The 25,374-nt window shown below is 71.4% G+C and carries 17 protein-coding genes; 15 read left to right on the top strand and 2 right to left on the bottom strand.

Annotation, left to right across the window (positions count from 1 at the left end; genetic code table 11):
• Positions 1-61 precede the first annotated feature (61 nt).
• Together P1P70_RS04530 and P1P70_RS04525 are read left to right on the top strand one after the other, a co-directional pair.
• Complete coding sequence (locus P1P70_RS04530; RefSeq protein ID WP_319234779.1) at positions 62-1,633, top strand: CYTH and CHAD domain-containing protein; 1,572 nt, start codon at positions 62-64, stop codon at positions 1,631-1,633.
• Between the two features lie 118 nt (positions 1,634-1,751).
• Positions 1,752-3,716 (top strand): TIGR03960 family B12-binding radical SAM protein, encoded by a 1,965-nt coding sequence (locus P1P70_RS04525; protein WP_319234777.1) that lies wholly within the window; start codon positions 1,752-1,754, stop codon positions 3,714-3,716.
• A gap of 88 nt (positions 3,717-3,804) precedes the next feature.
• On the opposite strand, the gene P1P70_RS04520 is transcribed toward P1P70_RS04525, so the two are convergent.
• Positions 3,805-5,331, bottom strand: a complete 1,527-nt coding sequence (locus P1P70_RS04520; protein WP_319234775.1) for a collagen-like protein — start codon at positions 5,329-5,331, stop codon at positions 3,805-3,807.
• Between the two features lie 239 nt (positions 5,332-5,570).
• Here P1P70_RS04520 and P1P70_RS04515 point away from each other — a divergent pair, with 239 nt between their 5' ends.
• From P1P70_RS04515 to obgE, 8 genes are all read left to right on the top strand, one after another.
• Positions 5,571-6,752 carry a glycosyltransferase gene (locus P1P70_RS04515; RefSeq protein ID WP_319234773.1) on the top strand — a complete coding sequence of 394 codons (1,182 nt, stop codon included), beginning with the start codon at positions 5,571-5,573 and terminating at the stop codon, positions 6,750-6,752.
• Positions 6,753-6,846: 94 nt separating this feature from the next.
• Positions 6,847-8,052, top strand: a complete 1,206-nt coding sequence (locus P1P70_RS04510; protein ID WP_319234771.1) for a hypothetical protein — start codon at positions 6,847-6,849, stop codon at positions 8,050-8,052.
• A 48-nt stretch (positions 8,053-8,100) separates the two neighbouring features.
• Positions 8,101-9,006: a TIGR03936 family radical SAM-associated protein gene (locus P1P70_RS04505; protein WP_319234769.1), complete on the top strand. Its 906-nt coding sequence runs from the start codon at positions 8,101-8,103 to the stop codon at positions 9,004-9,006.
• A 245-nt stretch (positions 9,007-9,251) separates the two neighbouring features.
• Positions 9,252-13,430: an Rne/Rng family ribonuclease gene (locus P1P70_RS04500; RefSeq protein ID WP_319234767.1), complete on the top strand. Its 4,179-nt coding sequence runs from the start codon at positions 9,252-9,254 to the stop codon at positions 13,428-13,430.
• 274 nt (positions 13,431-13,704) lie between these two features.
• A complete protein-coding gene (locus tag P1P70_RS04495) occupies positions 13,705-15,003 on the top strand; it encodes a phospholipase D-like domain-containing protein (RefSeq protein WP_319234766.1) in 1,299 nt (432 codons plus the stop codon).
• 195 nt (positions 15,004-15,198) lie between these two features.
• A complete protein-coding gene (rplU, locus tag P1P70_RS04490) occupies positions 15,199-15,519 on the top strand; it encodes a 50S ribosomal protein L21 (RefSeq protein WP_033525816.1) in 321 nt (106 codons plus the stop codon).
• Positions 15,520-15,533: 14 nt separating this feature from the next.
• Positions 15,534-15,788 carry a 50S ribosomal protein L27 gene (gene rpmA, locus P1P70_RS04485; protein WP_319234764.1) on the top strand — a complete coding sequence of 85 codons (255 nt, stop codon included), beginning with the start codon at positions 15,534-15,536 and terminating at the stop codon, positions 15,786-15,788.
• A gap of 145 nt (positions 15,789-15,933) precedes the next feature.
• Positions 15,934-17,370 (top strand): GTPase ObgE, encoded by a 1,437-nt coding sequence (gene obgE, locus P1P70_RS04480; protein WP_319234762.1) that lies wholly within the window; start codon positions 15,934-15,936, stop codon positions 17,368-17,370.
• Between the two features lie 356 nt (positions 17,371-17,726).
• On the opposite strand, the gene P1P70_RS04475 is transcribed toward obgE, so the two are convergent.
• Complete coding sequence (locus P1P70_RS04475; protein ID WP_319234760.1) at positions 17,727-19,796, bottom strand: hypothetical protein; 2,070 nt, start codon at positions 19,794-19,796, stop codon at positions 17,727-17,729.
• A 346-nt stretch (positions 19,797-20,142) separates the two neighbouring features.
• On the opposite strand from P1P70_RS04475, the gene proB reads away from it, so the two are divergent.
• The 5 genes from proB (at position 20,143) to P1P70_RS04450 (ending at position 25,311) form a co-directional block, all read left to right on the top strand.
• Positions 20,143-21,249, top strand: a complete 1,107-nt coding sequence (gene proB, locus P1P70_RS04470; RefSeq protein ID WP_239760334.1) for a glutamate 5-kinase — start codon at positions 20,143-20,145, stop codon at positions 21,247-21,249.
• A 174-nt stretch (positions 21,250-21,423) separates the two neighbouring features.
• Positions 21,424-21,891, top strand: coding sequence for a hypothetical protein (locus P1P70_RS04465; protein ID WP_319234804.1), 468 nt, complete (start codon positions 21,424-21,426; stop codon positions 21,889-21,891).
• Between the two features lie 138 nt (positions 21,892-22,029).
• Positions 22,030-23,331 carry a glutamate-5-semialdehyde dehydrogenase gene (locus P1P70_RS04460; RefSeq protein ID WP_319234759.1) on the top strand — a complete coding sequence of 434 codons (1,302 nt, stop codon included), beginning with the start codon at positions 22,030-22,032 and terminating at the stop codon, positions 23,329-23,331.
• Positions 23,332-23,505: 174 nt separating this feature from the next.
• Positions 23,506-24,114 (top strand): hypothetical protein, encoded by a 609-nt coding sequence (locus tag P1P70_RS04455; RefSeq protein WP_319234757.1) that lies wholly within the window; start codon positions 23,506-23,508, stop codon positions 24,112-24,114.
• A gap of 126 nt (positions 24,115-24,240) precedes the next feature.
• A complete protein-coding gene (locus tag P1P70_RS04450) occupies positions 24,241-25,311 on the top strand; it encodes a hypothetical protein (protein ID WP_319234755.1) in 1,071 nt (356 codons plus the stop codon).
• Positions 25,312-25,374 lie beyond the last annotated feature (63 nt).

The raw sequence follows: 25,374 nt of genomic DNA, 5'->3' as shown, positions 1-25,374 counted from the left end.
CGCTCCCCTCCGAGGGAGCGATGGTCTGCCCCTTCGCCGTATATGCGACTAGATTCATTTCATGGCGGAGACCAAGCGCGAGATCGAGCGGAAGTACGAGTCCGACGAGAGCGGCCTGCCGGACCTCACCGGTGTGGCCGGGGTCGCGACCGTCATAGACAAAGGCGTGGCGGAGCTGGACGCCGTCTACTACGACACCCTCGACGAACGCCTCGCCGCCGCCTCCATCACCCTGCGTCGCCGTACGGGCGGCAGTGACGCGGGCTGGCATCTGAAGTTCCCCGTCTCCTCCGGAGTACGGGACGAGATCCGGGCCCCGCTGTCCGACACGCTGCCCGACGAACTCGCCGGGCTGGTCCGCTCCCGGGTCCGGGCGGCCGAGCTGGTCCCGCTGGTCCGTCTCCTCTCCACCCGCGCCGTCAGCGAGCTGCTCGACGCCGACGGCAGGCTCCTCGCCGAGGCCAGCGTGGACGCCGTGGTCGCCGAGCGGCTCACCGAGGCGGGCCGGACCGCACAGTGGTCCGAGATCGAGGTCGAACTCGCGGACGAGGGCGACCCCGCGTTCCTCGACAAGGTCGAGAAGAAGTTGCGCAAGGCGGGTGTACGGCCCTCGGACTCGCCGTCGAAGCTCGCCAGGGCCCTCCAGGAGACGGCCCCGAAGAAGGGCAGGAAGAAGGACAAGACAGACCGCAAGACAGACCGCAAGACAGACCGCAAGAAGGGCCTGGAGGCCGGGGCGGCGGCTCCGGGCGAGCCCGTGACCCCCGGTGATCATGTTCTCGTCTATGTCCGCGCCCAGCGGGACGCGATCGTCGAGCTCGATCCCGCCGTCCGCCGGGACGTCTTCGACTCCGTCCACAGCATGCGGGTCGCCACGCGCCGGCTGCGCAGCACCTTCAAGTCGTTCGGGAAGGTGCTGGACCGGGCCGTCACGGACCCGATCGGCGAGGAGCTGAAGTGGCTCGCGGGGGAGCTGGGTGTCGACCGTGACCAGGAGGTCCTGACGGAACGGCTCACCGAGGCACTGGACGGCCTTCCCGAGAGCCTGGTGACGGGCCCGGTCCACGCACGGCTGCGCGCCTGGTCGGGGAAGGACGGCGGTACGGGCCCCCGGAGCGAACTGATCGAGGCGCTGGACGGACCGCGGTATCTGGACCTGCTGGAGTCCCTCGACGCCGTGATCGCGGACCCGCCGCTGCTCAAGGCCGCCCATGGCGACCCCGAGAAGGTGATCACCAAGGCGGTCACGAAGGACTTCGCCAAGGTGGCGGCCCTGGTCGAGGAGGCCCTGGCACAGCCGTCCGGCGCGGACCGCGACCTCGCCATGCACGAGGCCCGCAAGAAGACCAAGCGGACCCGGTACGCCGCCGAGGCGGCCCATGCCCTGCTGGGCAAGCCGGCCAAGGCGCTCGTCAAGGACATGAAGTCCCTGCAGAGCCTCCTCGGCGACCACCAGGACAGCGTGATGGCCCGCGAGGCCCTGCGTGACCTCGCCCACCAGGCCCACGCGGCACCGGGGGAGAGCGCCTTCACGTACGGACTGCTGTACGGCAGGGAGGAACGGCGGGCGGAGCTGGCGGAGGAGGCCCTGCCGGGAGAGTGGGCGAGGATCAGCAGGGACATGCCCTTCTGACCGGTCCACCGGTAAACGGGCGTGCGAGGGGTGCCTCCCGGGGCGTTACGCTAGATGGTCACCCTCCCCCCAGCCTCCGGCCGGGGGCCCCAGTCAGCTCACGAAGGTAACCCCCGCGATGTCTGTCGAGTCGGTCTTCCCACAGCTAGAGGCCCTGCTCCCGCATGTGCAGAAGCCGATCCAGTACGTCGGCGGTGAGCTCAACTCCACCGTCAAGCCCTGGGAGTCCTCGGACGTCCGCTGGGCGCTCATGTACCCGGACGCGTACGAGGTCGGTCTGCCCAACCAGGGCGTCATGATCCTCTACGAGGTGCTGAACGAGCGTGAGGGCGTCCTCGCCGAGCGCACGTACAGCGTGTGGCCGGACCTGGAGGCGCTGATGCGGGAGCACGGCGTCCCGCAGTTCACCGTCGACAGCCACCGTCCGGTGAAGGCCTTCGACGTGTTCGGTCTGTCCTTCTCCACGGAGCTGGGCTACACCAACATGCTGACCGCCCTGGACCTGGCCGGGATCCCCCTGGAGTCCAAGGACCGCACCCTCGACGACCCGATCGTGCTGGCCGGCGGACACGCGGCCTTCAACCCGGAGCCGATCGCCGACTTCATCGACGCGGCGATCATCGGCGACGGCGAGCAGGCCGTGCTGGACATGACCGAGATCATCCGCGCCTGGAAGGCGGAGGGCAGGCCCGGCGGCCGCGAGGAGGTCCTCTTCCGCCTCGCGAAGACGGGCTCGGTGTACATCCCCGCCTTCTACGACGTCGAGTACCTCGCCGACGGCCGCATCGGCCGCGTCGTACCGAACAGGTCGGGCGTCCCGTGGCGGGTGTCCAAGCACACCGTCATGGACCTGGACGAGTGGCCGTACCCCAAGCAGCCCTTGGTGCCGCTCGCCGAGACGGTCCACGAGCGGATGTCGGTGGAGATCTTCCGCGGCTGCACGCGCGGCTGCCGCTTCTGCCAGGCGGGCATGATCACCCGCCCGGTCCGTGAGCGTTCCATCACGGGCATCGGCGAGATGGTCGAGAAGGGTCTGAAGGCGACGGGCTTCGAGGAGGTCGGCCTCCTCTCCCTCTCCTCCGCCGACCACAGCGAGATCGGCGACATCGCCAAGGGCCTGGCGGACCGGTACGAGGAGGACAAGATCGGCCTGTCCCTCCCCTCGACACGCGTCGACGCCTTCAACGTCGACCTCGCGAACGAACTGACTCGCAACGGCCGGCGTTCGGGTCTGACCTTCGCGCCCGAGGGCGGCTCCGAGCGCATGCGCAAGGTCATCAACAAGATGGTCTCGGAGGAGGACCTGATCCGGACGGTCTCCACGGCGTACGGCAACGGCTGGCGCCAGGTGAAGCTGTACTTCATGTGCGGCCTGCCGACGGAGACCGACGAGGACGTCCTCCAGATCGCCGACATGGCGATGAAGGTGATCGCCGAGGGCCGCAAAGTCTCCGGCCAGAACGACATCCGGTGCACGGTGTCGATCGGCGGCTTCGTCCCGAAGCCGCACACGCCGTTCCAGTGGGCGCCGCAGCTCTCCGCCGAGGAGACGGACGCCCGGCTCGAGAAGCTCCGCGACAAGATCCGCGGCGACAAGAAGTACGGCCGTTCCATCGGCTTCCGCTACCACGACGGCAAGCCGGGCATCGTCGAGGGCCTGCTCTCGCGCGGCGACCGCCGCATCGGCTCCGTCATCCGCGCCGTCTACGAGGACGGCGGCCGCTTCGACGGCTGGCGCGAGCACTTCTCCTACGACCGCTGGATGAGCTGCGCGGACAAGGCCCTCGCCGACTTCGGCCTCGACGTCGACTGGTACACCACCCGCGAGCGCACCTACGAGGAAGTCCTGCCCTGGGACCACCTGGACTCCGGCCTCGACAAGGACTGGCTCTGGGAGGACTGGCAGGACGCCCTTGACGAGACCGAGGTCGAGGACTGCCGCTGGACGCCGTGCTTCGACTGCGGCGTGTGCCCGCAGATGGACACCCATATCCAGGTCGGCCCGACGGGCAAGAAACTGCTGCCGTTGACGGTCAAGCAGCCGGTGGGGAGTGCGCCGCAGAGTCACAGCCACAGCCACTGACCCGGCTGCGGCCGACAGGTCGTGAGGGGTGTCCGGAGGGCCGTTCGGAGGACCGTTCGGTCGGCCTCCGGGCACCCCTTCTCACGTACTACCGGCCGCTCACGCGGGGCGTGACGGTCGAGCCGCCGTTGACGATGTTGTCCGACGGCTGGAGTTCGACCCGGTACCAGGGGCGCGGGTTGCCTTGCTCGTCGTCGCAGTTCAGGGTGGCGTGGGGCTGGGTGTCCACCGGCACGCAGGTGGTCTCCCAGACCTGGCCCACGGTGGTGACGACATTGAACTTGACGAGCCCCTTCGAGGCGCTCGCGTGGTCACCCTTGGGCTGGCCCTTGTCCTCGCCGTGGTCCGTGCCGCTGCTCACGCCATGGTCCTTGCCGGTGTCCTGGCCCGACCCCTGGGTGTAGTCCTTGCCGGTGTCCTGGGCGTGAGCGCTGCTCGATCCCTGGCTGTGGCTCTGCCCGGTCTGCTGGGCCTGACCGCTGCTCGTGCCCTGGCTGTGGCCCTGCCCCGTGCCCTGGCTGTGGCCCTGCCCCGTGCCCTGGCTGTGGCCCTGCCCCGTGTTCTGGGTGTGGCCCTGGCTCTGGCCGGTCTGCTCGGCGTGTCCCTGGCTCTGGCCGGTCTGCTGGCTGTGGCTCTGGCCTGTGCCCTGGCCGTGCTCCTTGCCCGTCTCCTTGCCGGTCTCCTTGCCGGTTTCCTTCGCCCCGTGTCCGTAGCTCTCGCCGTGGGCGTGCGTGTTGACGGAGACACCGCAGGCGAAGCCGACGTAGCGGTCCTGCGAATCACGGCCGCCTGCGGGGAAGTTGGGGTGGGTGCTGAGGTCGGTCCACAGGAACGGGTGGGCGACCTCGCCCTGGAGGTCGCGGATGCCGGCGAAGACCCGTCCGTCGCTCAGTACGACCCGGAACTCGCGCTTCTTGGAGTCCTGTACCGCATCGATGTCGGAGCAGGGACCGCCGGGGCCAGTGGCACCTGTGGCACCAGTGGCACCCGTGGAACCCGTGGCACCTGTGGCACCAGTGGAGCCGGTGGCTCCCGTCTGTCCGTCCGCTCCAGCGGGGCCGACCGGGCCCTCGGGCCCGACGAGGCCGTCCGCTCCGGTGGGGCCCGTGGGTCCGGTGGCGCCCGTAGATCCCGTTGCGCCGGTGGCTCCGGTGGCTCCCGTGGGGCCTTGCTCGCCGGTGTCGCCCTGGGGGCCCTCGGGGCCTTCGGGGCCGATCTGCCCCGGGGCACCGGTGTCACCCTTGGGGCCGGTCGGTCCCTGCGGCCCGGGCGGGCCGGTGGGGCCTACCTCGCAGTGGTCGTCGTTGCCACCGAGTGCGGCCGTACGGTTCCGGTCCTGATCGTCGTACCAGTCGGGCGCCGATCCGTCGTACGCGTCCTGGTGTTGTCCGTCATCGGTGTAGTGCTGACCACCGTGATCGTCGGCGGGCGGGCATTCGTCGTTGTCGGCCCTGGTCACGGTGGAGTGCTCGGACACGCTCAGTGTTGCTGCCGCGGCGGGGCCGGCCAGTCCGGTGGTCATCGCCAGTGCGAGCGAGGCATACGTGCTGACCTTGGTCATCCTGTGGCGTGCCAGCGGGCCTATCAACGAGATCGTCCTGCGCTCAGGACTCATCTATGTGCTCCTTGTTTCAACCGGTTTGGGGTTTTTCCCCGCACTCGATCGTGAGCCTGACCCCTGTCCACCGACGCGACCAGCGAGCGGGACCGGACGAGGATGAAGATCATCAAATCGGCCTAAATCGGTCTCACGGGTGGGCTAATTCGGCATCGGCGGCAGTCATTTGTGCGATATGAGGTGGTACGTCACGCGGCCGTTGGGGCAGCGTTCCGACATCCCGGACCGGTGAGGCCGTGAAGCCGCAGACCATCTGCCTCTGCATGATCGTCAAGAACGAGGCGCGGGTGATCGAGCGCTGCCTCATGTCCGTCCGGCCGTTGATCGACACCTGGGTCATCACCGACACCGGCTCGACGGACGGCACGCAGGGCCTCATCCGCGCGGCGCTGGACGGCATCCCGGGCGAACTGCGCGAGGAGCCCTGGGTCGACTTCGGCCACAACCGGACGCGGAACATCCAACACGCCCGGGGAAGAGCCGACTTCCTGCTCACCGTCGACGCCGACCACGTACTGCGCCAGGACGCGCCGCTGCCCCGGCTCACGGCGACCTCGTACATGCTGCGCTACGACACCCCGGGCACCCAGCACCGCTTCAAGCACCTGATGCGGGGAGACCTGCTCTGGCGCTACGAAGGGGTCACCCACGAGTACCCCCACACCGACGGACCCGATGTGCAGGAGAACCTGGACGCCCTCGTCATCGAGGACCACGCGGACGGCGGTTGCCGCGGCGACAAGTTCGCGCGCGACGCCCAACTGCTCCGGCGCGAACTGGAACGCGACCCCACCAACCCCCGCACTGTCTTCTACCTGGCCAACACCGAACGTGACCTCGGCCACGCCCGGGAGGCGATCGACCTGTACGAGCGGCGTGCGGCGATGGGCGGCTGGGGCGAGGAGGTCTACTGCTCGCTGCTGGAGGCGGGAATCCTCCGGGCGGACAAGGAGGAGGACTGGCCGGGCGCCATGGACACGTTCTCCCGCGCCTGGGAGTCACGCCCCACCAGGCTCGAAGCCTGCTACGAGCTGGCCTCCCGGCTGCGGCTCCGGCGGCGCCACCACACCGCCCACGCCCTTCTCGTCGACGTCGTCGACCGGCCCGCACCGGACGACCTGCTCTTCACCAAGCCCTGGGTCTACCGGTGGGGCCTGCTCTTCGAGTTCTCCATCACCGCCCACTGGGTGGGCGACCACGCCGCCGCGCTCGGGGCGTGCGACCGTCTGCTGGCCATGCGGGACCTGCCCGAACGCGTCCGCCGCCAGGTCGAGATCAACCGGGAGTTCTCCGTACCGCACGCCGACCGGACGGACCTGTCCGCGGTGGTGCGCCGCCCCAAGGCCGCCCGGGTCGGCAAGTCGGCCAAGCCGGTGAAGTCTGCGAAGTCGGCGAGGGGTTCCGGGCGCAAGCGGTAGGCGGGGGCGGGCATGGGGGCCCACCGGCCCCGGGAGGTCGAAACTCGCCGTCGAGGGTTGGATCCGGACGACACGCTGAGGCGTCTACGTCGTCATGGACCTGGAGAAAAGGCCCGCCCAGCAACAGAAGCGCGAGGCGCGCGAGCCGTCCGAGGCGCGGCAACCGCCCGAGGCGCGGCGGGCACCTGAGGCACAGTCGGCGCCTGAGAGGCCGCCGACACCTGAGAGGCCGCCGACACCTGAGAGGCAACCGGCGCCCGAGGGGTGTCTCGTCGTCGCGATCCGGATTCCCGTGCGGATCGTCGTGCTCGTGCTGGTCGTGCCGGTGCGCATGGTGTGGGACGCGCTGGTGGTGGGCGGGCGGCTGCTGACGGACACCGTGCTGCGGCCGGCGGGCCGCGCGGTTATGTGGGTCGGCCGGGCCGTCCTCGTGTGGCCCTGTGTGGCGCTGTGGCGGTACGCCGTCGTGCCGCTCGCCCAGGGGGTCGGCTGGCTCGCGTACCGACTGCTCGTCGTGCCGGCGGTGTGGGCGTACCGGTATGTGCTGACGCCCGTGGGGCACGCGATCGCCTGGGCGGCCGCCGGTGTCCGGGCCGGGGGCGGCTGGGTCGCCCGAGGTGTCCTGGCCGGGCTCCTGTGGCTGTACCGGTGGACCGTGGTGCCGGTCGGGCGGAGCCTCGCCTGGCTGGTCGTCCACCTCCTCGTCGTACCGGCCGGGTGGCTGTACCGGTACGCGCTGACGCCCGTGGGGCACGCGATTGCGTGGGTGGTCATGGGGGTGGTGTGGCTCGTACGGATGGTCTTCACCGGGCTCTGGCTCGGCGTGTACTGGACGCTACGCGTGCTGCTGGTGCTGCCGGCGCTCGCCATGTGGCGCTGGGTGCTCGCGCCGGTCGGACGGTTCCTCGCCGTCGTCGGCCGGGAGATCGGGGAGGCGCTCGGGCACGCGTGGCGGGTGGCCGGGCGGATCTCGCTCGCCGTCGGGCGGTTCCTGGCGAACGTGTTCCGGTGGATCGTGGTCGAGCCGAGCCGGTGGGTGTACCGGACCGTCCTCACACCGGCGGGTCACTTCGTGCGGGACGTGGTGTGGAAGCCGGTCGCGGCGGCCGGTCGCGTCGTGGGCCGCACCACCCGGCAGGCCCTGACCACCGCCCGCGAGACCGTCCGCCAGGCCCGCGCCGGCCTGCGCTCGGCCCTCTTCGGACAGCCGACGGAACCGAAGCCCGTCCACCGGCGGGAACCGAGGGCCGCCGAGGCACGTACTCTTGGTAGCAGTACGACCGCTCTCACGAAGGACTGAACGACACTGGGCAAGCGACAGCCCGAAGGCCCGCCGCCCGCACCCGCGGTGCAGCGCATCCGACTGCGCTACACCAAGCGCGGCCGCCTCCGGTTCACCAGCCACCGTGACTTCCAGCGCGCCTTCGAGCGTGCGCTGCGCCGTGCCGAGGTGCCGATGGCGTACTCGGCGGGGTTCACGCCGCATCCGAAGGTGTCGTACGCCAATGCCGCACCCACCGGCACGGGCAGTGAGGCGGAGTACCTGGAGATCGCGCTCACCGAGGCGCGTGATCCGGAGAAGCTCAGGATCCTGCTCGACGAGTCGTTGCCCACCGGCCTCGACATCGTCGACGCGGTCGAGGCCCGCACCTCCGGGCTCGCCGACCGGCTCACGGCCTCCGAATGGGAACTGCGCCTGGACGGCGTGGCTCCCGAGGACGCCGCGCGCGCGGTCGAGGCCTTCAAGGCGTCGGATCTCGTCGAGGTCCAGCGCCGGACCAAGAACGGCGTACGGACCTTCGACGCCCGGGCCGCCGTCGTCGACCTCGACAGCCGTGACGGACAGGACGCGCATGATGGACATGACGCGCGTGATGGACGTGACGGAAGCGGCGGAGCGGACGGTTCTGAGACGCCCCGTCCACAGCCCGCCGCAAGCGTCGGCTCCACCGGAGCGGCTGGCACCGCGCCCCTTGCTGGGCCGACGGACCAGCCCTGTGCGATACTGCGGCTGGTTGTTCGGCACGTGACGCCTGCCGTACGACCCGACGACGTCCTGTCCGGTCTCCGCGCCGTGGCCGACCTGGCGCCGCCGGTCCCCGCAGCGGTGACCAGGCTGGCGCAGGGGCTTTTCGATGATGAGACCGGCACGGTGACCGACCCGCTCGCGCCCGACCGCGAGGCAGCGCCGGCCCCCTCAACGGCCGAACCCGCTGCCGCCGCGAAGGCGTCGGCGCCGGTAGGTCCCGCGTAGGGACGGACGTCGTAGCGCCGCCCTCTGATCCGGGAGCCACCTGGGTCGGGCAGCGCACCGACCACAAGACTTTCGCCAGGCCGTACGCAACATGGCGTGCGGAACCGGCGAGACAGGACACAGAGAGCTCCCGTGCGGCGCCCGCGCCCCGGACGGCGGCATTCGCGTATCACGCGAGCCGCGGACGTCACCGGCCACGCCGGACCGGGTGCGGCGCCCGGGAGCCTGACGGGAGAAACGCCCGCATGCCCGAAACGATCGAACCCGCCGAGCCCGCGCAGGGCTCCGACAACAACACGCCGAGCGACACCCTGCCGCCGCGCCGCCGGCGCCGTGCCGCGTCCCGCCCCGCGGGTCCGCCGGCCGCCGGCTCCGAAGCGGCCGCGGAGACCACCGCGCCGGCCATACCGCCCGCCGAGTCCGAGGACCTCGCGGCCATCGAGCCGACCGAGGCGGACGAGACCACCGAGGCCGTCGAGGACGACATGACCGGTGAGGACGCGCAGGTCACCGAGGCCGAGGAGGCGGAGGCCCCTGCCGCCGAGGCGCCCGCTGCCGTCGAGGAGGCCGCGCCCGCCGGGCGTACGCGCCGTCGCGCGACCCGGCGCGCCTCCGCGCCCGCCGGTGCGCCCAAGGACGCCGAGGTCGTCGCGGTCGTCGAGACCGTGGCGCCGGCCGCCTCCGCCGAGGTCACCGCAGAGCCCGCCGCCGTTGCCGAGGCGCCCGCCGCTGTCGAGGAGGCCGCGCCCGCTGGGCGGACGCGTCGTCGCGCGACCCGCCGCGCCTCCGCCCCCACGAGCGCCCCCCAGGCCGCCGAGGAGGCCCCCGCCGAGACGGCCACGGTGGCCGAGCCCGAGGTCGCCGCCGAGCCCGCCGCTGTCGAGGAGGCCGCGCCCGCCGGGCGTACGCGCCGTCGCGCCACGCGCCGGGCGTCCGCGCCCGCCGGTGAGGCGAAGGCCGCCGAGACCGCAGAGGCTCCGGCGGAGGCCGTGGAGACCGCACCTACCGCGGTTCAGGAGAGCGGGCCGGTGGAGGCCGCGGCCGAGGAGGCCGCGCCCCGTCGTACCCGCCGCCGTGCCACGCGCCGGGCCGCCGCGCCCGAGGGCGAGGCCGTTGCTGCCGAGACCGTGCAGGCCCCCGCTGACCAGGCGCCCGCTGCCGAGGCCGCCCCGGCGACCGCCGTGGCCGAGGGCGAGCCGGTCGTGGCACCGCGGGCGGCCACCGAGGCCGAGGCCGAGGCCGAGGACGACGGCCCGCGTCGCCCCCGTCGTCGGGCCACGCGCAAGGCCGCCGGAGGATTCTCCGCGCCTGCCGCGCCGAAGACGGAGGACACGCCGTCGCGTCCGTCGCGGCCCGCCGTGGCCGTGTTCCAGGCCCCGGTGTTCACCGAGCCGATGTTCCAGACGCCGGAGCGGGCCGCCGCGCAGGCCGCCGCCGAGGCGGAGGCCGAGAGCGTGACGGTCGAGGTCGAGCCGGCTGAGACCGCCGAGACCACCGACCTCGGCGGGTCCGCCGAGGAGGAGCCCACCGGCGGCTCGCGCCGTCGCCGTCGCCGTCGTGGCGAGCCCGCCGAGGCCGAGCAGCCGGTGGCCGTCACCGTGGTCGCCGACGAGCCGGAGGAGCCCGAGGACGCCGAGGAGACCGGCGAGGGCGACGAGTACGGCGAGGAGGAGTCCACCGGATCGCGGCGTCGCCGTCGCCGGGGTGGCCGCCGTCGCCGCCGGGGCGAGTCGGCCGAGGCCGAGGACGCCGCCGAGGGCGACGAGTTCGCCGCCGAGCAGGCCGCGCAGGACGCCGAGGACACCGCCGAGCAGCTGGACGAGGACGCCGAGGACGAGGGCGACGACCGCGAGGAGTCCGGTTCCGGGTCCAGCAGCAGCCGTCGGCGCCGTCGGCGCCGTCGCCGCGCCGGTGACTCCGGCACCGAGGGCGAGGCGGTTGCCTCCGACGACCCCGAGCGCACGGTCGTCAAGGTCCGTGAGCCGCGCGAGCGGCGCGCCAAGGAGACCGAGTTCTCCGACGAGGTGCAGTCCATCAAGGGCTCGACCCGCCTGGAGGCCAAGAAGCAGCGCCGCCGCGAAGGCCGTGAGCAGGGGCGCCGTCGCGTCCCGATCATCACCGAGGCCGAGTTCCTCGCCCGCCGCGAGGCCGTCGAGCGCGTCATGGTCGTCCGCCAGAGCGGCGAGCGCACCCAGATCGGCGTCCTGGAAGACAACGTGCTCGTCGAGCACTACGTCAACAAGGAGCAGGCGACCTCGTACGTCGGCAACGTCTACCTCGGCAAGGTGCAGAACGTGCTGCCGTCGATGGAGGCCGCCTTCATCGACATCGGCAAGGGGCGCAACGCCGTCCTGTACGCCGGTGAGGTCAACTTCGAGGCGCTGGGCATGGCCAACGGCCCGCGCCGTATCGAGTCCGCGCTCAAGTCCGGTCAGTCGGTCCTCGTCCAGGTCACCAAGGACCCGATCGGGCACAAGGGCGCGCGTCTGACCAGCCAGGTCTCCCTGCCGGGTCGCTACCTGGTCTACGTCCCCGAGGGGTCGATGACCGGTATCAGCCGCAAGCTGCCCGACACCGAGCGGGCCCGGCTGAAGACCATCCTCAAGAAGATCGTCCCCGAGGACGCGGGCGTCATCGTGCGCACCGCCGCCGAGGGCGCGAGCGAGGACGAACTGCGCCGTGACGTCGAGCGACTGCAGGCGCAGTGGGAGGACATCCAGAAGAAGGCCAAGAACGGCAACGCGCCGACGCTGCTGTACGGCGAGCCGGACATGACCGTCCGGGTCGTCCGCGACATCTTCAACGAGGACTTCTCCAAGGTCATCGTGAGCGGCGCGGACGCCTGGGAGACCATCCACGGGTACGTCTCGCACGTCGCGCCCGACCTGGCCGAGCGGCTGCAGAAGTGGACCTCCGAGGTCGACGTCTTCGCGACGTACCGCATCGACGAGCAGCTGATGAAGGCGCTGGACCGCAAGGTGTGGCTGCCCAGCGGTGGTTCGCTGGTGATCGACAAGACGGAGGCCATGATCGTGGTCGACGTCAACACCGGTAAGTTCACCGGCCAGGGCGGCAACCTGGAGGAGACGGTCACCAGGAACAACCTGGAGGCGGCCGAGGAGATCGTGCGTCAGCTGCGGCTGCGCGACCTCGGCGGCATCGTCGTCATCGACTTCATCGACATGGTCCTGGAGTCCAACCGGGACCTGGTGCTGCGGCGCCTGCTGGAGTGCCTGGGACGCGACCGTACGAAGCACCAGGTCGCCGAGGTCACCTCGCTGGGCCTGGTGCAGATGACCCGGAAGCGGGTCGGCCAGGGTCTGCTGGAGTCCTTCTCCGAGACCTGTGTCCACTGCAACGGGCGCGGCGTGATCGTGCACATGGACCAGCCGACCGCTCCCGGTGGCGGCAAGCGCCGTAAGCGCGGGCGTGGCGGTGCCGAGCACGACCACGAGCACGTGTCCGCTCCCGAGGCCGTCGAGCCGGTGGAGTCGGCCGAGCCGGACGAGGCCGAGGTGGCCGCTGAGGTGGCCGCCGAGGTCGCCGAGCCCGTGGCGCTGCCCGCCCCCGAGTTCGAGCCGGACGAGGAGCTGTACAGCAGCGTCGCCGAGGCCGAGGCGGCCGTCGGGCGCGGCCGTTCGCGTCGCCGGGCGACCCGTCGGGCGTCCGCGCCCTCGGGTGCCCCGAAGTCCCGTGAGACCCGTGAGTCCCGCGAGACCGGTGAGGCCCGTGAGGCCGCGGCCGTCACCACTGTCTCCGAGGACCGTGCCCCGAAGTCGCGGGAGGCCGCCGAGGCGGAGCCGGTCGCGGTGGAGGACCCGGTCGTCGAGATGCCGGCCGCCGCGCCGAGCACCGAGGAGGCCGCGCCCAAGGGCCGTACGCGTCGTCGGGCGACCCGGAAGGTGTCCGCCCCCGCGGGCGCGCCGGCCGGGGCGGCGGCGGACGACGCCGTGGTCACGGTGGAGCCGACCCCGGAGCCGGTGGCCGAGCCGGTCGCCGCGTCCGTGGCCGAGGAGGCCGCGCGGCCCGAGGAGGCGGCTGTCGCCGAGAGCGCGGCTCCGGCCCGCCCGCGTCGGCGTGCCGTGCGCAAGGCGACGGCGCCCACCGCGTCCGCGGAGGCGGCCGTGGTCGTCGTCCCGTCGGCTCCGGCCGAGGACGCGGCCGAGGCCCCGGTCGACGAGTCCGCTCCGGCGGCGGAGGAGACCGAGGCGGAGGCGCCCGCCAAGAAGGCGGCGGCGCGCAAGACGGCCAAGAAGGCCACGGCGAAGAAGGCCGCCACGAAGAAGACGGCGGCCGCCAAGAAGACGGTCGCGAAGAAGGCCACGGCCAAGAAGGCGGCCACCAAGAAGTCGGCCGCGAAGAAGACCACGGTGGCCGCCGAGCAGTCCTCGGCCACGGTGACGGCCTCGACCGACGAGAGCTGAGCCCGACGGGGCGGACGTAAATCCGCTCCAACTGGTGCCCCCACCGGGTGGTTTGACCGCCCGATGGGGGCATCGGCGTGTTCGGGAGAGTAACTTCACACCGGCTGGGGAGATTTGGGGAGGTTTGGTCATCTCTGCCGTCTCATCGGCCTCCCCTCTCACTTGGAGCGTCATCGGACGCCTGTAACACTCACGTAGTCGAATTCGCAGTCGTATACGCAGTCGTGAGCGCTGTCGCGGACATCCGGGCAGGGCGGGAACGGGAGGGGATCGGATGGCGCGCGTGCGTATGCGGGGGGCGGTGGCGCTGGCCACCGTGCTGGCGGCGGCCGGGGTGCAGGTGACGGCCGCGGGCGTCGCGCAGGCCGCGCCGACCTGGACCGAAGGCCCGCTCTTCAACGACCCGTTGGGCGACGGTGGCGAGCAACTCGCGATACGCACCCGGCTCATCGAGCTGACGGACTCCGCGCTGCCCGGCTCCACCATCAAGGTCGCCGTCTACCACGTGTGGGAGGCGTCCGTCGTGGACGCGCTGGTCGCCGCCAAGGAGCGGGGCGTGCGCGTCCAGGTCCTGCTGGACGAGTCGAGCGTCAGCGACCGCCCCACCAACACCGCGTACGGCAACCTGGTCGCGGCGCTCGGCACCGACCGGACGAAGGGGTCGTACATAGCGACCTGCGCCGTCGACCGGTCCTGCCTCGGCGATCCGAAGTACGGGCAGTCGATCATGCACAACAAGTTCTGGCTGTTCTCGGCGGTCGAGGGCGCCACCAACGTGGTGGTGCAGACGACGTCGAACTCGACGCCCTCCGCGCACACCAAGTTCTTCAACGACGCGCTGCTGCTGCCGGACAACCCGACGATGTACGACGCGTACGCGGACTACTTCGACACGATGGTGGCCCGGGACTGGGCGGCCTGGGAGTACCGGACCGTCAGCAACGGCCTCTACAAGGCGTACTTCTTCCCCCGGGCCGGGAACACCCGGGCGACCGACACCGTGTACTCGGTGCTGAACAACGTGCAGTGCTCGTACAAGGACAGCGCCGGGGTCGCGCGGAAGACCTGGGTGAGGGTCGCGATCTTCAAGATCACCCGGCTGGCGATCGCCGAGAAGCTGGTGGCCCTGAAGAAGGCCGGCTGCAACGTGAGCATCGTGTACGCCGAGTCCGACAGCGCCAAGAGCAGCGGCGGGACCAAGGGGACGTGGGAGAAGATGCACACGTCCGGCGGGCCGACCGTGCGGTGCTACAACGACGACCGGGACCCGCTGAACCCCGGGAAGAAGCTGACCACGCCGTACATCATCCACACCAAGTACATCCTGGTGGACGGCCAGTACGACGGCGTGCGCAACAAGATCAGCTTCACCGGGTCGGGCAACTACACCGGGCCCGCGCTGCGCGAGAACGACGAGGCCATCGTCAAGGTCGACGACGACGCGGTGCACGACATGTACCGGACGCACTTCGACAAGGTGATCGGCGTGGCCTACCCGGGCAAGGCGGACACCACCGACCTGTGCAAGGGCGTGAAGCCGCTGCCGGCGGACGGCGAGAAGCCCGCCGGGTAGCGGGGGAGGGGCTCGGTTTGACCCGTTCGGGCACGGCCCCGTAACCTTGACCGTCGGCGTGTCCGTAGGTAGTGACGCGTCACATCCCCGTAAACCTCATTCCTTCCGCGCGCCCGGCGCCGTGGGAGAGGCCGCCCGCGTGTCGGGTGGCTGGACTGCGGGGGTGCCGTTCCCGAGCGAGAGAGTGAGATCCGCGTGTACGCCATCGTGCGCAGCGGTGGTCGCCAGCACAAGGTTGCTGTCGGCGACATCGTTGAGGTTGACAAGATTTCCACCGCCAATGTCGGCGACACGGTCGAGCTCTCGACCCTGCTCGTCGTCGACGGGGACGCCGTGACCAGTGACCCGTGGGTCCTTGCCGGCATCAAGGTCCAGGCCGAGGTCGTGGACCACCACAAGGGCCAGAAGATCGACATTCTGCGCTACAAGAACAAGACCGGCTACCGCCGTCGTCAGGGCCACCGCCAGCAGTACACGGCGATCAAGGTCACTGAGATCCCCGCGGCTGCGAAGTAAGGGACTGAGGAGAGATGGCACACAAGAAGGGCGCATCGTCCACTCGGAACGGTCGCGACTCCAACGCTCAGCGGCTCGGCGTGAAGCGCTTCGGCGGTCAGGTCGTCAACGCCGGTGAGATCCTGGTCCGTCAGCGCGGCACGCACTTCCACCCGGGCGCGGGTGTCGGCCGCGGCAAGGACGACACGCTGTTCGCCCTGAACGCCGGTGCGGTCGAGTTCGGCACCGCCCGTGGGCGCAAGGTCGTGAACATCGTTCCGGTCGGCTGATCGGACAAGTCTTCGGACAGTCTTTCGCGAGGCGGACCTCACTTCCCGTGCGGGAAGGCGGGTCCGCCTTTCGCGTGTTACCCAATAACTGAACCCGTACCACCCCCGGCCGTCGGTCGGGGGGACCCCCAGGAGGCACCCCACCATGACCACCTTCGTGGACCGCGTCGAACTGCATGTCGCCGCGGGTAACGGAGGTCACGGCTGTGCCTCCGTCCACCGGGAGAAGTTCAAGCCGCTCGGCGGCCCCGACGGCGGCAACGGCGGCCGGGGCGGCGACGTCATCCTGACCGTCGACCAGTCGGTGACGACCCTCCTGGAGTACCACCACTCCCCGCACCGCAAGGCCACCAACGGCAAGCCCGGCGAGGGCGGCAACCGCTCCGGCAAGGACGGACAGGACCTGGTCCTGCCGGTCCCGGACGGCACCGTCGTGCTCGACCGGCAGGGGAACGTCCTCGCCGACCTCGTCGGCCACGGCACCTCCTTCGTCGCCGCCCAGGGCGGCCGCGGCGGCCTCGGCAACGCGGCCCTCGCCTCCGCCCGCCGCAAGGCGCCCGGCTTCGCGCTGCTCGGCGTGCCCGGGGGCACGGGCGACATCGTGCTGGAGCTCAAGACCGTCGCCGACGTGGCGCTGGTCGGCTACCCCAGCGCCGGCAAGTCCTCGCTGATCTCGGTCCTGTCCGCAGCCAAGCCGAAGATCGCGGACTACCCCTTCACGACCCTCGTCCCGAACCTGGGCGTGGTCACCGCCGGCGAGACGGTCTACACGATCGCCGACGTGCCGGGTCTGATCCCGGGCGCCAGCCAGGGCAAGGGCCTCGGCCTCGAGTTCCTGCGCCACGTCGAGCGGTGCAGTGTCCTCGTCCACGTCCTCGACACCGCGACGCTGGAGTCGGACCGCGACCCCGTCTCCGACCTCGACATCATCGAGGAGGAGCTGACGCAGTACGGCGGACTCGGCGACCGGCCCCGCATCGTCGTTCTCAACAAGATCGACGTGCCCGACGGCAAGGACCTCGCCGAGATGGTCCGGCCGGACCTGGAGGCCCGCGGTTACCGGGTCTTCGAGGTGTCCGCCGTCGCCCACATCGGGCTGAAGGAGCTGTCCTTCGCCCTCGCCGACCTCGTGGGCCGGGCGCGTGCCGCGAGGCCCAAGGAGGAGGCGACGCGGATCGTCATCCGGCCCAAGGCCGTCGACGACGCGGGCTTCACGGTCGTACAGGAGGAGGACGGTCTCTTCCGGGTGCGCGGCGAGAAGCCGGAGCGCTGGGTGCGCCAGACCGACTTCAGCAACGACGAGGCCGTCGGCTACCTCGCCGACCGGCTCAACCGCCTCGGTGTCGAGGAGGAGCTGATGAAGGCGGGCGCCCGCTCCGGCGACGGCGTCGCCATCGGGCCCGAGGACAACGCGGTCGTCTTCGACTGGGAGCCGACCGTCATGGCCGGTGCGGAGATGCTCGGCCGCCGGGGCGAGGACCACCGCTTCGAGGCGCCCCGGCCGGCCGTCCAGCGCCGCCGCGACCGGCAGGCCGAGCGGGACGAGCTCCAGAAGGAGTACGACGACTTCGAGCCGTTCTAGGACCCCGGGGGCCTGGGCCTCCGGGAGTTCCACGGCTCCTGCCGCTGGGGCTGGGCGGGGGCGGGGTTTGCTCACCGGCGCTTGCCGGGTGCCGCCTGCGCCCACCCTTCCCCACTCTCGGCTTCGCTCGAGCGGGAGGTGCCCCCATCGCCCCAGCTGCACGACTGCGGCTACGACGGCGAGTCGGGCCCCGTAAGGGGCGCGGGGAACCGCGCGAGCAACCACGTACGGGCCGCAGTCGCCCTACTGGCTCAGCCCCCGAGCTGTCGGGCGGCCTTCCACCCGGTCCGCGACGACCCGCACACCACGAAGGGCCCCGGTGACGAACCGGGGCCCTTCGGCTGTAGCAGGGGCCGTCAGGCCAGTGCCTCCGTCGTTTCACCCTCGGCGAGCTCATCGCTCACCTCACCCGACTTGCGGGGCGACGGCACCTCGTCCGCGAGGCGCGACTCCATACGGGTGCGGCGGTCGTCGGCCTTGGCGCAGAGCGCCTTCACCGCGAGGTCGAAACGGACCAGCGAGGGCGGGTCCGAGGGGCCGAGCAGCTGCTCCTTGAGCTCGGCGCGGGCCTGCGCGAAACGGTCCTTCCCGGGGTTGCGTACCGACTCCAGCAGCGCCGGTACCCCGCCAGCCTTGGGCGTCAGCACGACACCCGCCGAGACCGTCGGGAACGCCGCCCGGAACGCCACCTCCGGCAGCCCGGACGTGTTGGCGACCGAGTACGGCTTCTCGCTCGACAGCCAGTCCGAGACCACCGACGAGACATCGCTGATCAGCAGGTCCGACGCGTTGAAGCAGGCGAAGATCGAGGGCCGCGCCTCGGTGATGATCCGGTGCTCCCACTCCGGGAACGACGCCCAGTACGCCTTCTCCCAGGCCAGCGTCGCCTCGGCGATGGCCGCCTCACGGTCCCCGCTCGGCGTGCCCTGCAGCAGCATCCGCTCCATCTCGTCCGCGCTGGTCCGGAACGACGTCGAGGTCAGCTTGTCCAACTCGGCCGTACGGCGGGCGAGTTCGGCGGCGGCCTCGGGTCCGGGGCGAGCCCCGGACCGCTTGGTGTTGGCCTCCCGGATCATCGCCTTGATGCGCTCGTTCGCGGCACCCGCGCGCGGGTCGACCGAGCCGGTCATCGGGTGCGGCTTGTACAGCAGCCGGACCTTGTCGTCGGCGAGGAGCTGCCGGACGATGTTCTCGCCGGCCAGGACCACGGACGTGTTGCCGGGGTTGCCGTCCCAGCCCTCCCAGGTGGGGGCGTAGAGGACGGTGGTGTACGTGCCGCTCGGCGGGCCCGCGTAGGGGCGGATCGGCGCCAGCTGCGGGCGGCCGACCTCGACGATGTCCTTGTCCTCCACGCCGACCTCGGCGAGCGCGTACCGCTCGCGCGCCGCGGGACCGGCGACCCACACCTCGTCGTAGGCCTTGGCGTACGGGTTGCAGGAGGACAGCTTGTCGCTCTCGCCGTGGTTGATGAAGGCGTGCTTGATCGTGGGGATGCGCAGCACCTGGGAGGTCTTCGCGGCGTTGGCCGGGTGCAGCATCATCTTCAGCGTCGAGTTCTCCAGGGAGAACATCGTCGAGACCTTCGGGAAGCAGATGACCGGCACGTCCGTCGCGTCGATCTTCTGCACCATGAAGCGTTCACGCAGCACGATCAGCGGCTTCTCCAGCTGGGAGAGCGTGGAGAGCCACATGTTCGCCTGGTAGGCCGACGTCGTACCGCCGGAGAAGTACATCGCGGTCGTCGGCCGGTAGTCGGCGAGCCACCTGTCCAGCCAGTCCATGACCTGCTGCTCGTTCTTCGCGCGCTTCTTCGGCAGCAGCCAGGTCGCGAGGTGGGCGGTGCCCAGGACGAGCAGGGCGAGCCCGGTGCCGACACCGGCGAAGCCCCAGACGGCGTCCTGCGTGGCCGCCGTGAGCATCAGGCCGGCCGTGACCGGCAGCGAGAAGGTCAGCAGCCGGTGGGCCTGGCGACGGGCCAGGATGCGCGGCGGGGAGGCCGTCAGGCGCAGCTCGGAGGCGTCGATGTTGCGGGTGACGATCGGCAGGGTCCGGGTGCGGCGGACCAGCACCGAGACGGCCTGGCAGGCGAAGTGCACCGCGTAGAAGGCGATGAGGCCGACCAGGAGGGGGGCCTGCTCGCGCAGCGGATCGATGCCGTCGATGCGCAGCAGCCCCACCAGGATCAGCATGTCGCGCAGCAGCTGGCGCACCAGCGCGTCGAAGCGGACCTTGCTCAGCAGGGCGAGCAGTCCGGGATCCCGGTACTGGAGGAACGTGTCCAGGAGGAGGCCCGCCGCGCCGGCGGCGACGAACAACGGGATGTTCGGCAGCAGCGCGGAGACGATCTGGGCCGTGAAGAGCGCGAACATCGCGAGCAGTGCTGACAGCTGCACGATGCGGCGGGGTGCGAGGCCTGCGGAGGGCACGGGAATGGGCTCCTGCGGAGGGTGCGACGGACGAAGGGGGAAAGGTGAGTCTGGGGGTGGCCTGAGGAGGCCGATCCCTGACCGTATGACCTAGGGAGGCCGAGGAGCAATCTGCCGCGTGGGCAATAGCCGCTAGTCGGACAAAACGCTTGGAACCTTGAGCGACGTCACAGCATCTCCTCATAAAGGGCTCCGAGCCGGACCGTCCCCCTCCGCCCGGGGAACCGTGCCGTCCGTCCCTCGAAATGAGAACGCGTCCGGTCCGCCCGCTCCCGTAGATTGCGCAGTGCACACACCGGGCTGGTTCGGAACATTGGGGATACGGGTGTCAGCGGCAAGGCAGGGCGTGCGGGACGCGCACCGGATCGTGGTCAAGGTGGGCTCCTCGTCACTGACGACGGCCTCCGGGGGCCTCGACGCGGACCGGGTGGACGCCCTCGTGGACGTCCTCGCCAAGGCCCGCAGCGGCGGCGAGCGGGAGGTCGTGCTGGTCTCGTCCGGCGCCATCGCCGCCGGACTGGCGCCCCTCGGCCTGCGCCGCCGCCCCAAGGACCTCGCCCGGCAGCAGGCCGCCGCCAGCGTCGGCCAGGGCCTGCTGGTGGCCCGCTACACCGCCTCCTGCGCCCGCTACGGCATCCGGGTCGGCCAGGTGCTCCTGACCTCCGACGACATGAGCCGCCGGGCCCACCACCGCAACGCCTCCCGCACCCTCGACAAGCTCCTCGCGATGGGCGCGCTGCCCGTCGTCAACGAGAACGACACGGTCGCCACGGACGAGATCCGCTTCGGTGACAACGACCGCCTCGCCGCCCTCGTCGCCCACCTCGTCCGGGCGGACCTGCTGGTGCTGCTGTCCGACGTGGACGGCGTGTACGACGGCGACCCCAGCAGGCCCGGTACGTCGCGGATAGCGGAGGTACGGGGCCCCGAGGACCTCGCGCACGTGGAGATCGGCAGCGCCGGCAAGGCGGGCGTCGGCACCGGCGGCATGGTCACCAAGGTCGAGGCGGCAGGCATCGCCACCGGCGCGGGCATCCCCGTGGTCCTGACCAGCGCCGTCCACGCGGCGGACGCCCTGTCCGGCGGCGACACCGGAACCTACTTCCACCCCACCGGCAAGCGGTCGGCCGACCGGCTGCTGTGGCTCCAGCACGCCTCCACCCCGCAGGGCGCGCTCGTCCTCGACGAGGGCGCCGTCCGCGCGGTCGTCGAGCGACGTACGTCACTGCTGCCGGCCGGCATCGCGGCCGTCGAGGGCGACTTCACGGCCGGCGATCCGGTGGAGCTGCGCGACGGCACGGGCCGGGCGGTCGCCCGCGGACTGGTGAACTTCGACGCCAAGGAGATCCCCCAGCTGATCGGCCGCTCGACCCGGGAACTGGCGCGCGAGCTGGGTCCCGCGTACGAACGAGAGGTCGTACACAGGGACGACCTCGTCCTCCTGCGTCCCTGACCAGCGGCCCTCCGGAGGGGCCGGAGCACGGGCCCCGGCGGTGCGCGTTCCGTAAAACCGCCACGCGAAGCCCCTGAGCCTGCTCAACTTTGTCTCAGGGAGATTCCGCAGTTCCCCTTGCTCGACCTATTGACGAGGCACGACATCGTTGCGAAGGAGGCCGTCGTGAGACGAGTGCGCCCCGGGGCCGCGGCGTCCCGTGGTGGTGGTTCCTCCCGTGCGGTCGGCGAGGAGCGGACGCTCACCAGCGTCGCCGCCTCGGACACGTACGAGGGCGACAGCGTCGAGAAGCCGCAGGACCTGCCCCGGCTGTGGCACGTCACGCTGAGCCTCTCCGGGCCCGAGGCCCCCCTCCAGGAGGTACGGCGCGGCCTCGAACAACTCGCCCACGACCACCCCTTTCTGTTGACCAGCCGCTACGCCCACGACCACGCCGAGATCCGCTACTGGGAGGAGGCCCGCGACCTCCACGACGCGGCCGCCGTCGCCCTGCGCCTGTGGGGTGAACACCGCCGGACCGCCGGGCTGCCGCCCTGGGAGATCGTCGGCCTGGAGGTCATCGACCGCCAGACGTACCACCAGCGCATCGCCGAGGGCTACGGGCCCGCCCCGGCCACCCCCGTGGGGGTCCACCCGTACTGACCGTCCCGCCGGCAGCCCGCCTTCGAGATCGGAGTGCGGGAGCGGTCCGTCGATCACCCGGGCGGCGCCCCACGCGCGGGTGTCTCGCGCTGTGGAACACGCGCGGGGCGCCTCCGCCGGGCGGACTACCCTTCCTGTATGACCTCGCTCTCGCCGTACGACTCCATGACGCCGGTCACCCGGGCCGCCTACCGTGCCAAGGCCGCCGCCGCCGACCTCGCGCCGCTCCCGCGCGCCGACAAGGACGACGCGCTGCTCGCCGTCGCCGACGCGCTGGAAGTCCGTACGAGTGACGTCGTCGAGGCCAACGCCAAGGACATCGCGAAGGCTCGCGAGGCCGGCACCAGCGAGGCGATCGTCGACCGGCTGACGCTGACGCCGGAGCGGATCCGCGCCATCGCCGCCGACGTCCGTGACGTGGCCGCGCTGCCGGACCCGGTCGGCGAGGTCGTCCGCGGCTCCACCCTCCCGAACGGCATCGACCTGCGGCAGGTCCGCGTCCCGCTCGGCGTGGTCGGCATCATCTACGAGGCCCGCCCGAACGTGACCGTGGACGCCGCCGCGCTCTGCCTGAAGTCCGGCAACGCGGTCCTGCTGCGCGGCTCGTCCTCCGCCTTCGAGTCCAACACCGCCCTCGTACGGGTCCTGCGGGACGCCGTCGGCGGCGCGGGCCTGCCCGCCGACGCCGTCCAGCTCGTCCCCGGCGAGAGCCGCGAGTCGGTACGGGAGCTGATGCGCGCCCGCGGGCTGGTCGACGTGCTCATCCCGCGCGGCGGCGCCTCACTGATCCGTACGGTCGTCGAGGAGTCCACCGTCCCGGTGATCGAGACCGGCACCGGCAACTGTCACGTCTACGTCGACGCGAACGCCGACCTCGACACGGCCGTCGAGATCCTGATCAACTCCAAGGCCCACCGCGTCAGCGTCTGCAACGCCGCCGAGACCCTCCTCGTCCACCAGGACATCGCCCCCGAGTTCCTGCCCCGCGCCCTCGACGCGCTCGCCGACGCCGGGGTCACCGTCCACGCCGACGAACGCGTCATGGCCTACGCCAAGGACTCCAAGGCCGCGGTCGTCGAGGCCACCACGGAGGACTGGGAGACCGAGTACCTGTCGTACGACATCGCCGCCGCCGTGGTCGACTCGCTCGACCGGGCCGTGGAGCACATCCGGCTGTGGAGCTCCGGCCACACCGAGGCGATCGTGACGACCTCCCAGCAGGCCGCCCGCCGGTTCACCCAGCTGGTCGACTCCACGACGGTGGCCGTCAACGCCTCGACCCGCTTCACCGACGGCGGTCAGTTCGGATTCGGCGCCGAGATCGGCATCTCCACCCAGAAGCTGCACGCCCGCGGCCCGATGGGTCTGCCCGAGCTGACCTCGACGAAATACATCCTTACGGGTGACGGCCATGTGCGTGGCACGGGCAGCATCGGCTGATAGCGTTTTCGTACTCGCCCAGCCAGGGAGAGTTGGCCGCAGGGCATGTGGTGACAGGGCGTGGCAGCGAGATGCTCCGGTGAATCGCGAAGCGCTAAGTCCCCTTTATCGGCGGATGCGTTGATGTTGGGGATTCCCTGGACGTGAGTTCAGGGAGAGTGCCAATCTGGATCCGTGCCGGATGAACCGGGTAACCAATCGCCGATCCACGAGGGTGACGAGCCCGAACGTCGAAACCACGGGAGAGCGGACGAAGAGTTCGCCTCCGTGGTCTTCGACGAGGACTTCGTCCGGGCGGCCGTGGCCCACGAGCCGACTGCCGTCGAACGTCTGCTCGCGGCGGCCGAGGCGCGTGCCGCCGCCCAGGAGGCCGAAGCCCGCCGAGCACACTCCAGAGGCGTCCGCGGCGACGACGACCGCTACGACGACGGCTTCGGCCCGGACGGCCCGGGGTTCGGCCGCGGCCGCGACGACGACCTGGACGACTACGACGACACCGAGGTCCTGGAGGGCCGCTACGGCCCCGACAGCCCCTACGGCAGGCCGTACGGCAAGCAGACCCGCTGGCACCGGCCCGTCGCCTGGATCCTCGCCCTCGTGATGGGCATCGGCATGGTCGCGCTGGCCTTCACCGCGGTCTACCGGGGCGCCTCCTCCGGCCGTGGCGAGACGGAGACCCCGCCGCCCGCCACCAGAGGTGTCGAGCACAACACCCCGACCGGGCCCTCCGCCTCCGCGGACTACTCCCAGCCGGCGGTCTCCGCGGACCCCCGCACGCCCTGACCACGCCCCCCACGGTCCAGGACCCGCCGTTGGCCCCGGCGAGGTGCGCGAACCTGATGAGGACCTGTCAGAACTTGTCGTGTACCAGGGCGTTTACCGAGGCCCTGGAAGACCTACTCTCCAAGTATGGGCGGGCCAGGAAACCCACCTGAGGGGGCTCCCGAGGGCGCCCCCGGCGGTGGAGAGGACGAATACCGATCCGTCGTCTTCGACGAATCGTTCGTCCGTGCTGCCCGCCTCCAGGAGTTCTCCGCCCACGAGCGCCTCTCCGACCACGCCCCGGCCGTGCGCCGCCGCCCGCCCGTGCGCCGCGGCCTCTCCCGGCAGGCCCTGGTGCTCGTCCTGCTGATCGCCCTCGCCTTCGGCACCGCGATCTACATGGGCGTCCGCCACCCGTCCGGCACCCCGGCCGCCAAGCCCACCGAGGCGCTCAGGATGACGGTGATCCCGCTGTCCCCGCAGTCCGCCGTGCCGGGCGCGGAGAACGCGGAGACGCTGTACACGCGCAGTCCCGCCGCCCAGTTCCGGATCGGCGCCGAGGGGATCACGATGCCGGCCACGCGGCGTACCGCGCACTTCACCGACAGCCAGGTCGTGTCCGCGCTGACCATCGCCAAGGAGTACCTGGTCGCCTCCGCGCTCGACCCGGAGGTGCTCGGCGGCAGCACCGTCCAGCCCGTGCGGCGTCTGATCGACTCCGAGCAGCTCGACCAGTTCGAGCAGAGTTTCGACCAGCCGACGGCGGACGGGCGGCACGCACCCACCGGCTGGCTGGTCCGCTTCGACCCGTCCCGGGCGGAACTCGCCGACCGCCGGATCCGCGTCCAGGGCACCCTCCAGGCCGCAGAGTTCGACTCCGGCACGCTGGAGGTCGTCGCCGCCCACACCCTCGTGTACGCGCTACGGCCGGCCGGCGGCAAGGCCGACGCCGAGGCCTCGCTGTTCACCGTCCGGCGCGAGCTGCACTTCCGCTTCGACCAGGACGACCTGCGCACCCACCAGGTGGAAGTCGTCGTCTCCTACGTCCAGGCCGGACCGCTGGCCTGCGCCGACGAGGCCACGAACCATCTGCGCCCGCTGCTGGCGGGGCAGACCGCCAAGGCGGGCGGGCCGTCCGCCGGCACGGACCCGTACGGCACGGGGGCGGCGACGGCGTTGTGCGGGACCCTGGCGGAGAGTGCGCAGCCCAAGGTGTGAGCCCGGGGGTGCGTTGTCGGGTGCGGGCGGGTGGGGCTTCTCGCGCAGTTCCCCGCGCCCTTG

The sequence above is a fragment of the Streptomyces sp. MB09-02B genome (genome assembly GCF_033794485.1).
GTDB lineage: Bacteria > Actinomycetota > Actinomycetes > Streptomycetales > Streptomycetaceae > Streptomyces.
The sequence above is the reverse complement of the archived record's forward strand: the minus strand, read 5'-3'. Positions and strand labels throughout refer to the sequence as shown.